At 54.4% G+C, this 11,892-nt stretch carries 8 protein-coding genes; all 8 read left to right on the top strand.

What is annotated here, in order from left to right:
* The first annotated feature begins 312 nt into the window (after positions 1-312).
* The 8 genes from P1P89_12260 (at position 313) to P1P89_12225 (ending at position 11,708) form a co-directional block, all read left to right on the top strand.
* Entirely contained in the window at positions 313-1,326 is a 1,014-nt protein-coding gene (locus P1P89_12260; protein MDF1592281.1) for a TAXI family TRAP transporter solute-binding subunit, read from the top strand.
* A gap of 191 nt (positions 1,327-1,517) precedes the next feature.
* Positions 1,518-3,437: a TRAP transporter fused permease subunit gene (locus P1P89_12255; protein MDF1592280.1), complete on the top strand. Its 1,920-nt coding sequence runs from the start codon at positions 1,518-1,520 to the stop codon at positions 3,435-3,437.
* Between the two features lie 94 nt (positions 3,438-3,531).
* Positions 3,532-5,838, top strand: coding sequence for a molybdopterin-dependent oxidoreductase (locus P1P89_12250; GenBank protein ID MDF1592279.1), 2,307 nt, complete (start codon positions 3,532-3,534; stop codon positions 5,836-5,838).
* The gene (locus P1P89_12245) at positions 5,835-7,925 is read left to right on the top strand and encodes a molybdopterin-dependent oxidoreductase (GenBank protein ID MDF1592278.1); all 2,091 of its coding nucleotides are present in this window, start codon (positions 5,835-5,837) and stop codon (positions 7,923-7,925) included. Before P1P89_12250 ends, P1P89_12245 begins: the two co-directional genes overlap by 4 nt.
* Before the next feature lie 178 nt (positions 7,926-8,103).
* Positions 8,104-8,439 carry a cupin domain-containing protein gene (locus P1P89_12240; protein MDF1592277.1) on the top strand — a complete coding sequence of 112 codons (336 nt, stop codon included), beginning with the start codon at positions 8,104-8,106 and terminating at the stop codon, positions 8,437-8,439.
* Between the two features lie 312 nt (positions 8,440-8,751).
* Positions 8,752-9,984, top strand: a complete 1,233-nt coding sequence (locus tag P1P89_12235; GenBank protein MDF1592276.1) for a Tm-1-like ATP-binding domain-containing protein — start codon at positions 8,752-8,754, stop codon at positions 9,982-9,984.
* Complete coding sequence (locus tag P1P89_12230) at positions 9,981-10,757, top strand: SDR family NAD(P)-dependent oxidoreductase (GenBank protein MDF1592275.1); 777 nt, start codon at positions 9,981-9,983, stop codon at positions 10,755-10,757. Before P1P89_12235 ends, P1P89_12230 begins: the two co-directional genes overlap by 4 nt.
* A gap of 78 nt (positions 10,758-10,835) precedes the next feature.
* On the top strand, positions 10,836-11,708 hold the full coding sequence (locus tag P1P89_12225) for an aspartate/glutamate racemase family protein (GenBank protein MDF1592274.1): 873 nt from the start codon (positions 10,836-10,838) through the stop codon (positions 11,706-11,708).
* The last annotated feature ends 184 nt before the right edge of the window (positions 11,709-11,892 follow it).

Genomic DNA, 11,892 nt, shown 5'->3' with positions numbered 1-11,892 from the left:
CTGTGTCGCGCCAAATGATTATTGGAGGTAACCCTCTACATATAGTGGGCGGTTGAGTTAACTGCATACCCAGTAAAGAAAATTTCAGCAAAACAAAAATATAGGCGGGTTCTTGTAATTTATCTTTTGCCGCCTTCGGTATCAGGCCATCTTCAATAAGATCATTCACGCTTTAAAGGAATTTATCCGCAGCAACAAGGGAAAGGAGAAAGGGGGTGCGCAGGATTCGACCGGGTGTCTAAAATGTAGAAAGTATGATGATAGAAATCTCAAATCAACAATAACAGTCAATGCTTGAAGGAGAAGAATCTGATGAAAGGTAAAACACTGATCAAAACCGCTCTTTATGCAGGAGTTCTGTCATGTTGCATGGTGTTTTTAACAGTTCACGCTTTTGCGGAGCAAAAGAGATTTTCCATCGCCGGTGCAGGCGTCGGGCAATCCGCCTATATCCAGGCAGCCGCCGTCGCCGACTACATTTCAAAAAATTCACAAAAAATAGCGTTGACCGCCCAGACGACCAAGGGGTATGTCCACAATGCCCGCCTGGTAAACAACGGTGAAACCGATTTCGGTCTCTGCGGCACCACCATCATCTATCCGGGCTTGCTGGGAATCGAAAAGTTCAGCGACGGCAAGTTGACCAACATTCGGGGGGTAATCAACTCGGGCGATTCATTACATGCTTTTGTCACCCTTCAGGATCGGGGCATCAAAACCTTCAAGGACATGATCGGAAAGCGGGTCAATCTGGGGGCGCCGGGATCCAATACGCGCTATATCGCCGAATTGACGTTAAAGGCCTATGGCATCCTCGACAAGGTCCATGCGAGTTCTCTGGGTTTCGGCGGGTCGGCCGCCGCCATGATGGACGGCAAGATCGATGTGGCCTCATTTGCCAGCGCCCCGCCGGTTCCCGCCATCATGGAGCTGTTTTCAGCCAAGAAGGCCATGTTCGTAACCGTTGATGACGATATGATTGCCAAAATGATCAAAGAGCACCCCGCCTTTGTGAAGGTTGTGATACCGCCGAACACCTATGTGGGACAGACCCAGGCCGCCAATTGTCTGGGGTATCCCGCCTATCTGCTGGCGCACAAAGACATTCCGGATTGGGCGGTATATGAACTGATCAAGGAAATGATCACACCGCAGGCAAAGCAGCGGCTCATCACCGTATCGGACAAATGGTCGACCTTGAATGAAGATGATGTCCCCAAACTGCCGGGTATGTCTCAAATCGGCTTGATGCTTCACCCCGGCGCTGAAAAATTCTGGAAAGAGAAGGGTCTTGCAATTCCTGCGAATATTTCCAGTTTGAAATAAATTTTTGCAAGCGGATGCCAATAGGGAGGCGCGCTCCTTGTTCAGAGGCGCCTCCCCTTTGCCCTCGCACCTACGAACCCATATAACGATTATGCCACCGCTGCGTTTCGAAATGACAAGTTTCCAATTCGTTGTTGACGAAAATATGTTAGGGTCTCGCGGCAGAAGGAAAAAAGGAAAAGAGGGTCAGCATGGTGATGACAAACGGCCAGCAAAAATTCTGGAACAAATGCCTGGCAATTTTAGGTTCGGAACTGGTAGACACAAGGTCGCCCAAGGGGGTTACGGAAATACTGACCGTTTCCCTGGCGGTATCGCTTTCTCTCTTCATGATCATATGCGCATTGACGGTCGTCTCCTTTTATATATTTTTGACGGTTTATTTTGGTTTGACGACCGTGCTGGTTTTCATTCTTTATCCTGCCAGAAAAAAATCGCCCGAGCGCATCACAGTGGTCGACTTCCTGCTGATAGCGGCCACCATCGCCATGGTGGTCTACTTTATCACCCAGTTCGAGGCCATGGAAGATCGCGTGGGATCGCTTTCGCAACAGGACTTCTTTTTTGGAACCCTTGCGGTGATCGTATCCCTTGAATCCTGTCGAAGGGTCCTCGGCCCGCTGTTGCCCGGATTGGGAGTGCTGCTGCTGGTCTATTGCCTGTTCGGGGCTTATTTCCCCGGCGATCTGGCCCATAAAGGCTTTTCCCTGCAGCGGGTGTTTGAATATCTTTACAGCCTGGAAGGCATCTTCGGGGTTATCACGCGTACGTACGCCTCCTATATTTTTCTTTTTATCCTGTTCGGGTCCTTTCTGATCGCCACCAAAACCGGGGATTTCTTTATTGATATGGCGCTCTGCCTGGTGGGGCGGGGCAAGGGAGGGGCCGCCAAGGTGGCCGTTCTCGGCAGCGGCTTTATCGGTTCCATTGTGGGAAGCGGTTCGGCAAACGTAGCCATTACCGGCATCTTTACCATCCCCATGATGATAAAAACGGGGTTTAAACCCCATATCGCAGCGGCCATCGAAGCAGCGGCCTCCATCGGGGGCCACATTACGCCGCCGGTCATGGGATCGGTGATATTCCTGCTGGCTTCGCTGACGAACACCCCCTACATCGATATTGTCATCATATCGATTGTTCCGGCAATTCTCTGGTATTTTTCACTGTATGTCGCGATTCATTTCTATGCCGCCAAATACGGGCTGACAGGAATGAAAAAAGAAGAACTGCCTGATTTCTGGAGTACGTTCCGGAAAGGCTGGCCGCTGATGATTCCGGTCGTGATGCTGATCGTCATGCTGGCCATGCGCTATTCCCCCCATATGGCGGCGGTTTATTCAATATTCGGCATGTTTGTCATCGCCATGCTGAAAAAGGAGACCCGCTTTTCACCCCGTTCGCTGATCCGGACATTGTCCAACGGCGCCAAAGGCTCCCTGGCGCTGGGGGCCACCGCCGGCACCATGGGAATCATCCTCGGGGGCATCACCTTTCCGGGCCTGGCCTTGAAGTTTTCTTCCCTGATTATTTCCTATTCGCACAATATCCTCCCCCTCGCCCTTGTATTGATACTGTTGGCCGCCTATGTTCTCGGCATGGGAATGACGGTTACGCCTGCCTATGTCGTACTGGCGATCCTGGCGGCGCCGGCCATGATCGAAATGGGCGTCCCCCTTTTAACGGCCCATCTCGCCATTGTCTGGTTCACCCAGTCTTCGCCGCTGACGCCTCCCTTTTGCCTGGCCGCTTTCGTCGGCGCCGGCATCGCCAAGGCAAATCCCATGAAGACCGGTTTTGCGTCCGTACGGCTGGGTTTCGTCATGTATGTCGTGCCTTTCATTATGGTATATCGGCCCGCGTTTCTGATGAATGCCGCCTGGTGGGAAATCTGCCTGAGTTACATTGCCAGTTTTATCGCCGTCGGGGTTATCGCTATTTCAATCATCGGTTTCTTTAAGGGACCTTTAAGATGGTTCACCCGAATATTATTAACACTATCCGCTGGTCTGCTGCTTTTCGGCGACCCCTTGGTTAAATTGGTAGGTATAGTTGTCATGCTGTCCGTGGCTTACAAAAACAAAATGATTATAAATACGGCCCCGGCATGATGAATGAATATGTATTGTTTTGAAGCAAAGGTGGACAACTGCTGTGGAGCCCTGCAGACGCCTCTCAAAACGGCAATGAAAGGAACGAATAATAATGGCTACGACATATGTCGGCAAATCGGTTCCCCGGTTGGATGCGCTGGATAAAGTCACCGGGCATGCGGTCTATACCGCCGATATTGAATTACCGGGAATGCTCTATGGCGCCGTCCTGAGAAGCACGCTGCCCCACGCCAGGATCCGCAGCATCGATACCAGTTTCGCAAAAAAAATGCCCGGCGTGCGGGCGGTGGTAACCGGCAGGGATTTCCCGTTTCTCTTCGGCACCATGATCAAGGACCAGCCTTTTCTGGCCCTGGACAAGGTTCGCTATATCGGCGAACCGGTGGCCGCGGTGGCCGCTGAGACGGAAGCGCTGGCCCAGGAGGCTGTTCAAAAAATAAAGGTGACATATGAAGAACTGCCGGCTGTTTTCGACCCCCATGAAGCCATAAAAGAAAGCGCGCCGATTATCCATGAACATATGGCCGATTATTACGGCACCAAATATTACAACAGCGTCGCCGGTTCGAACATCTGCACCCTGCGGACCTATTCCCTGGGAAACATGGATCAGGGTTTTCAGGAGTCGGATGAAATTTTCGAAGATGAATTTTTCGTGCATGCCGTCGCCCATACCCCCATGGAAACCCATGCGGCCGCCGCTCAGTTTAACGGCGCCGGCAACGCCTATACCGTCTGGTCCTCCACCGACGGGCCGCACCGCCGCATGAAAGAGCTGAGCGATGCCCTCGCTATTCCCATCAATCACGTGCGGATCATATCCTCTTACTCCGGCGGCGGTTTCGGCGGCAAAGGAAACCTGGTGGCCGAAGCCGTGGCCGTGGCCCTGGCCCGGTTTACCCGGGGCCGGCCGGTCAAGGTGCTGTTTTCCAGAGAGGAGGAGCTGACGGCTTCGCAAACCCGCATCGCAGCTTCGGTCAAGCTGAAAACCGGCATGAAGAAAGACGGGACTTTCCTGGCGCGCAGGGCCGAACTGGTCTGGGACAACGGCGCCTACAGCTCCAAAGCGCCCGATGTCGCCGTGCGGGGCGCATTGACGGTTTTCGGCCCTTATCGCATTCCCAACATCGAACTTTTATCGCGCCTGGTTTACACCAACAAGGAAATCAGCGGGGCCTACCGCGGCTACGGCACCACCCAGGTCACCTTTGCCTGTGAACAGCAGATGGATATCATCGCGGAAAAGATGGGATTCGATCCCCTGGAAATCAGACTGAAAAACGGATACGTGGAGGGTGATCCCTACATCAACGGCCAACGACTCCACAGCGTCGGCTTGAAAGAAACCCTGACGCAGGCCTGCAACGGTATCGGCTGGAAAGACAAAAAGCCGGCCGGCGACGGAACCAAAATCCGCGGCAGGGGCATGGCCACCACCATAAAGGGAACCGCGACCCCCTCTGATTCCAGCTGTTTTATCAAGCTCAACCAGGACGGCAGCGTCACCCTGATCTGCAGTTCGGTGGAAGTCGGCGCCGGCCAGAAAACGGTCCTGGCGCAAATGGCCGCGGATTCAATCGGCGTACCTTTGGGCGTCATCTCGGTTCCCAACTCCGACACCATGATTTCACCATATGATTTCGGCGTCACCTCCAGCCGGACCACCTTTCACATGGGCACTGCCGTAAAGCGGGCCGGCATGAAGCTGAGAAAAAAGATCCTGTCGCTTGCCGCGGAAATTCTTTCAGCCGACCCCGCCGGCCTGGACCTTGATAACGGCCTGGTGACGGTCTCCGGCAGGGATGAACGGCTGGATTTAAAAAGTTTAATGGAGAAAAAATTCGGCGGCAAGGGCGGCACCCTCATCTCAGAAGGACATTTTTCTCCGGCCGGATCATCCCTGCTGGCGGCCTCTTCGGGGCTTGAATCCATGAGCAGCATCTTCTGGAAATTTGCCACCCACGCGGTGGAGGTGGAAGTGGATACCGAGACCGGAACGGTGCGTCTTGTAAAAGTTGCGGCCGCCCATGACGTGGGCCGGGCCATCAACCCGAGGGGATGCGAGCAGCAGATCGAAGGCGCCGTCATCATGGGGATGTCCAATGCCATGCTGGAGGAATTCAAGTTTGAGAACGGACGTATTGTAAATGACACCCTGGCCGATTATAAATTGGCCACCATGGAGGATTTGCCCGAAATCGTCTCGATCCTGGTGGAATCCGACCATTGCGAAGCACCCTTCGGCGCCAAAGGGATCGGAGAGCCGGCTGCCGCGCCCACCGCCCCGGCCATTGCCAATGCCATCTATGATGCCGTCGGGGTTCGCATCAGGGAACTGCCCATCACACCGGAGAAAATCCTGGCCGGGTTGCGAAAAAAAGAAAGAAACCCCATATGACTGCAGCACAATCAGGTAAAAAAGAAAATACGAAAATCGTTAAAACCCTCTGCAACATGTGCACGAACCACTGCGGCATCGATGTTCACCTGAATAGTGCCGGCATTGAAAAGATAACCGGGATGAAGGAACATCCCTTTCACCGGCCGTGCCCCAAGGCCCTTGCGATTCCTGAAATGATTTACGCAAAGGAGCGGGTCACCACCCCCCTGCGAAAGGTGAACGGGGCCTTTCAGGAAATCGGCTGGGAAGAAGCTTTTTCGTTTGTGGTGGACCGGCTGACCGCGATCCGGAAAAAATTCGGCGCCGGCGCCGTTGTCCCCTTTGCCGGCAACGGACTGGCCTGCCGCTCGACCCCCCAGATCGTCAAGCGGTTTGCCCAGGCATTCGGCAGCCCCAATTTCATATCCGGCGCCTGGACCTGTTTTGCCGCCCGGGACATGGCGTTTAAACTGACAGTGGGCTCTCTCCCCAATGCCGATTATTCCCCCGACAACAAATGCATGCTGCTGTGGGGTAAAAATCCCCAGACCAGCTCCGCTCCGGAATGGCAGGGCGTCAAGACCTCCCTGGCCGGGGGCGCAAAGCTCATCGTGATCGACCCGGTTGCAACACCCCTGGCGAAAAAAGCCGATATCCATGCCCGGATCCGCCCGGGCACCGACTGTGCCCTGGCCCTTGGTTTACTGAATGTCATTATCCGTGAAGACCTGTATGATAAAGATTTCGTAAATAATTGGACGATCGGTTTCGACAAGCTGGTTGAACATGTCCGGAATTTCACTCCCCAAAAGGTCGCGGACATCACCTGGGTCCCGGCCGAAACCGTAACCGCCCTGGCACGGATGTATGCAGCCCATAAGCCCGCCAGCATATCCGTCGGTGTTGCCCTGGAACATTGCAGCAACGGCATCCAGACCATGCGGGCAATCGCAACCCTGATGGCCATTTGCGGCAACCTTGAAATTTCCGGCGGCAACCTGACGTTTCCGAGTCTGAAGCTGAAAAGCATGGGCCTTCCGGACCGGGTCGAAAATACAGCGCCCCTGGGAGCCGAATTTCCGCTCTTTACCGAAAATCGCAAGCATACGGCCGGCACCCGGCTAACGGATGCCATCCTTACCCAGAAGCCCTATCCCATCAAGGCGGTCCTGGTCATCGGCGGCAATCCCCTCGTCAACTGGCCCAATTCCGAAAAAGTCAAAAGGGCTTTTGAATCGCTGGACTTTCTGCTGGTTCAGGACCTGTTCATAACCGATACGGCCCGGATTGCCGACATTTTTCTGCCGGCCGCAAGCGATCAGGAGACCGAAGACCTGCGAAACACGTACTTTGACCATAATGGCCTCCCCCTCATCGCCAAGTCCAACAAAGTCATCGAACCGGTGGGCGACTGTATGGAGGACTGGAAGATCCTGTGCGAAATCGGACGGCGCATGGGCTATACAAAATATTTTCCATGGAAGACCGCTGATGAACTCAATGCCGAATTGTTGGAACCCACGCCGTTTTCCCTGGAAGATCTGAATAAACAGCCCGGCGGGACCCTTTTCCGGCAAAGAGAACTTCAAACCTATCTGCGCGACGGCTTTAAAACCGATTCAAAAAAAGTGGAAATCTATTCGGAAAAGATGGCCCGGCTGGGTTATGATCCACTTCCGACCTTTCATGAACCTGTGGAAAGTCCCGTCAGCAGACCGGATCTTGCAAAACAATACCCCTATGTTCTCATGACCGGCGCCAGAACAAAGGGCTATACCCATTCCCGCTTCCGGCAATTGGAAAGTTTAAAAAACTTATATCCGGACCCGCTGGTGGAATTAAACACCCAAACGGCCCGCCGTCTCGGCATCAGGACCGGACAGGCCGTAACCCTCGAATCACCGCGCGGCAGCATTCAGGCCGCCGCCCACCTGACCGAAAGCATCCACCCGGGCGTGGTGGCCATCTTGAGCGGCTGGAGTCGTGACTCCGGCGGCAGCGCCAACTCTCTGACGGATGACATGGCGGTGGATCCGGTTTCGGGCTTCCCGGAATTCCGGGCGCTGTTGTGTAATATCAAAGCGGGGGTATCGGTTGAAGGCTGAAGAAGTCGGCGGGTTACGTGTTGCAGGATCAAAGAAAAGAAGGCAGTCGGCTGCCGCAGCTTATCCCTTGTTACTTGTCACTTGTTACCCGTCACCCGTAACTCGTAACCCGTAACTCGTAACCCGTAACTCGTGAATCGTCACTTATAACATGTCACCGTTTTAATGGAGGTTCAGCATGAAGTTCATGACCATTGATGATATTCCGGGACGCGTCCCGCCCCAGCATTATGATCTCCTCGGCCGGGTGCTTGCGGACGAATCCCTGGGCGTCAAGGCCTTTAAAGTGTCCTACACCCGTATGGAAAAAACCGGACGGTGCGACCCCCATGTCCATGAAAACGGCGAGCAGCTTTTTATCGTGCTCAAAGGCGCCATGATGTTTGTGTCGAAAGAGGGGGGGCGTCCTCTCAGGCAGGGCCAGGCGGTTCTGGTTCTCCGCGGTGAGGAGCATTCCAATTTCAACATTGCCGATGATACAACCGAATATATCACCGTTACCGCCACGTCTTAATGAAAAAGAAGAACCGCAAAGGCGCAAAGGACGCAAAGAGTTTTATTTTTCGTACCGGCCCTGCAAGAGGGTCCCAGGGCTCGGCACACAACCATCCTGGATGTAGAATTGAATTGCGATTAAGAGGTGAATCAGAACAAAATGATCAATCTGGCACTGATTGGGTGCGGCAACTTCTCGAACAGTCTCGCCACGGCGCTTCTGAAAAGTAAACAGGCAAGATTCTCTTGACTTGCCGGTTGCAACTTGTGATATCTGTACCCCTGATTAAACTAGGGAATTCAAATTAAAGATCGTAACCCAGGGCAAAAAATGAACAAAACCGTTCTTCTCATCGCAACGTTTGATACCAAGAGTGCCGAGGCCCTTTATCTGAAGGCCCAGATAGAAGCCCTCGAATTCGCGGTACTGACCATGGATGCCGGTATCTTAAAGCCCCCCGGCACGCCCGTTGACATCGACCGCGCCACGATTGCGCAACGCGGGGGAACACCCATCGAAACGGCGTTGGCTGCCAATGACAAAGGCGCCGCTATCCTGAACATGATGAGCGGCGTTGCCGTTCTCACCCGCGAGCTGTATGAACAGGGCCGCTTTGGGGCGGCTATCGGCATCGGCGGCGCCCAGGGGACCGACATCGCCACAGCCGGTATGCGGGCGCTTCCCATCGGGGTGCCCAAATTCATGGTTTCCACGGTTGCCTCGGGCCAGACCCCGTTTGGTCCCTTTGTCGGCACCCGGGATGTCACCCTGATGCATTCGGTCGCCGACATCCAGGGGCTTAATTTTTTGACCCGTCGCATTCTGAAGAACGCTGCCGGGGCTGTCTGCGGCATGCTGGAACAATTTTGCAAAGAAGACATCCAACCGGTCGGCCTGCCGGTTGCCATGTCCATGATGGGCACCACCACGCCGGGTTCGCTCTATTGCAAGAAGAAGCTGGAAGACAAGGGGTTTGAAATTGTGACCTTTCATCAAAACGGCACCGGCGGCGTGGCCATGGATGAAATGGTCCGCAGCGGCGCTTTTCGGGCGGTACTGGATCTATCCCTGCATGAAGTTGCCGATCGCTTTATGGGAGGGCTGCATGGCGCCATCCGCGCGGATCGCCTGGAGGCGGCTGCCGACATGGGAATTCCCCAGGTAGTTGTGCCGGGGGGGGTCAACTACATGGTACTGGGTCCCCTAAAGGGCCTTTCGGAAAGCATCCGTTCCCGCAAGCTGATCGTACACAACCCGAATTTAACCCTGGTGCGATTGACCCCGGATGAACTCAGCCGGGTCGGAAAAATCGTAGCGGACAAACTCAACCGGTCCCGATCAGCCTGCCGGGTATTTATCCCTTTAAAGGGCTTTTCCTACCCGGACCGGGATGGACTCCCCCATTGGGAGCCCGAAGGCAACCGCGCATTCATTGAAAGCCTGAAAAACAATCTCAAGGATACCATTTCCATCAAGGAAATAGACGCCCACATCAATGATCCGGAGTTCATGGATCATGTCGTGGAATCGTTTTTGGATATTATGGCTAAGGAGGAAAAATGACGTTAAAACGGCTCGAAAATAGAGCGGCAATCGTTACCGGGGCGGCCCAGGGAATGGGGTTGGCAATCGCAAAGGCCCTTTTACAGGAGGGCGCGAATGTGGCCATCGCCGACATCGATAAGGCGGCAGTGGATTCGGCCTGCAAAGAATTGGACCAAGGCGGCAAGCGCGTTATCGGAGAAAAGATCGATGTCCGAAATAAATCCGACGTTGTCCAGTTTGTCAAAAAAGTACACGGGTTGTGGGGACATATCGATATTCTGGTCAACAACGCCGGCGGGGCCTTGCGGACGCCGCATCTCCTCGCTGAAATCGAGGAAAAAGACTGGAACCTGGTTGTCGATGTAAATCTCAAAGGCGCTTTTTTCTTTTGCCAGGCGGTAATCCCCTTCATGGCGCAACAGAAGAGCGGGTCCATCATCAATATGTCGGCTTTGGCCGGGCACTGGCGGGCTTCGCTGGCGGGCGTCCAATACACGGCTTCCAAGGCCGGCACCGAGGGGCTGACGCGGCAGCTTGCCTTTGATTGGGGAAAATCCAACATTCGCGTTAACGCGGTGGCGCCCACGGTCACGTTGACCGGCGACCGCATTCAGGCCCTCTGGGATGCCAAAGGCGGGGACGCCCAGGATAAAGTGCTGGCGGCCATCCCCCTCGGCCGTTTGGGAACCATGGAAGAAGTCGCCGCCGTCGTGGTGTTTCTGGCATCCGACGAATCCGGCTATATCACCGGCCAGACCATCGATATCTCCGGCGGGCGGTATCTTCGCTGAGTGCTTCAAGCCCTTTTCGGGGATAATCCGTTGGCACATCCCGTCTTTTTTTAATGGATAATTATAGAGGAGAAAGTCATGTCAGAGGAGAAAAAGAAGTACCGTTTTTTATTCATCCAGCCTTTTCAGCTCCCCAAGAACGCCCGGCATGCCGACAAGTTTCACACGCCCGGTCTGTCCAAAGAAAAACTGCTGCGAATGGACTATCTCAATATCCGGCCTTTGCTGGAAGACGTTGAGTGGGACATTCACCCCGGCCCGGTCGCCCCTTACGGAGACTGGGCGGTGGAAACCCGTGAAGAATTCTGCCACGTGGCCGCAGCCCGCCTGCCCATCGTGCGTGAAGCCTGTGAAAGCGGCAAATATAACGCCATTATCCTTCTGGGCGGCGGTGAACCCGGATTCATGGAAGCACGCGAGATCGCCCGGCCGTTCGGCATACCGGTGACGTCCTGCGCCTTTTCCCAGATGCACATTGCCTCCATGCTGGGCAACAAGTTCAGCATCATCGATTTTACCGAGGTTCATAATATGTTCTATTATGAACTCGTGGTCAAGCACCGGTTTACCGACCGCTGCGCTTCCATCCGCAACATCAACTTCTATCACGGCCGGGCCGGCTATGAGGATGAGAGCACCATCGACCAGGAGCGTGACAAGGCCCTGCGCGGCGAACCCTCCGAAGCGGTGGAGCGCGCCGTCAGGGAAGCCGTCGCCGCCATCGAGGAAGACGGCGCCGAGGTCATTACCTTCGGCTGCTCGGATGTTTTCTGGCTCCAGTCTTTTCTGCAAAAGCGCCTGGGTGACATCGGCTGGGAAATCCCGATTCTGGAAGGATACAGCAGCGCCATTGTGCTGGCCAAGCTCTTCGTCAACCTGGGGGTTGACGCCAGCGGTTTGAAGTTCCCCGGCGAACGCCCCAAAAAATGGCGCCGAAAAAAGGTTTTTTGAAAGAGTTACGGGTTTCACGTCACGCGTTGCGGGTTAAATAAAAAGTTTGGAAGAACAGTTAAAGGGCTGAACCGCGAAGGCGCAAAGGACGCAAGGGGGTTTATTTTCTGTACCGACCCTGTAAGAGAAACTCAGGACACGTTACACAGCCATGCCTTGCAAACAAATTGAAGTAAGCGCTATA

It is taken from the genome of Desulfobacterales bacterium, assembly GCA_029211065.1.
Classification (GTDB): domain Bacteria; phylum Desulfobacterota; class Desulfobacteria; order Desulfobacterales; family JARGFK01; genus JARGFK01.
Note: the sequence above shows the minus strand (reverse complement) of the source record. Positions and strands in the feature narration are given on the sequence as shown.

What these genes read in the sequence shown, in the direction of transcription:
- P1P89_12260 (MDF1592281.1), top strand. Translation starts at nt 313, where the DNA reads ATGAAAGGTAAAACACTGATCAAAACCGCTCTTTATGCAGGAGTTCTG.
- P1P89_12255 (MDF1592280.1), top strand. Translation starts at nt 1,518, where the DNA reads ATGGTGATGACAAACGGCCAGCAAAAATTCTGGAACAAATGCCTGGCA.
- P1P89_12250 (MDF1592279.1), top strand. Translation starts at nt 3,532, where the DNA reads ATGGCTACGACATATGTCGGCAAATCGGTTCCCCGGTTGGATGCGCTG.
- P1P89_12245 (MDF1592278.1), top strand. Translation starts at nt 5,835, where the DNA reads ATGACTGCAGCACAATCAGGTAAAAAAGAAAATACGAAAATCGTTAAA.
- P1P89_12240 (MDF1592277.1), top strand. Translation starts at nt 8,104, where the DNA reads ATGAAGTTCATGACCATTGATGATATTCCGGGACGCGTCCCGCCCCAG.
- P1P89_12235 (MDF1592276.1), top strand. Translation starts at nt 8,752, where the DNA reads ATGAACAAAACCGTTCTTCTCATCGCAACGTTTGATACCAAGAGTGCC.
- P1P89_12230 (MDF1592275.1), top strand. Translation starts at nt 9,981, where the DNA reads ATGACGTTAAAACGGCTCGAAAATAGAGCGGCAATCGTTACCGGGGCG.
- P1P89_12225 (MDF1592274.1), top strand. Translation starts at nt 10,836, where the DNA reads ATGTCAGAGGAGAAAAAGAAGTACCGTTTTTTATTCATCCAGCCTTTT.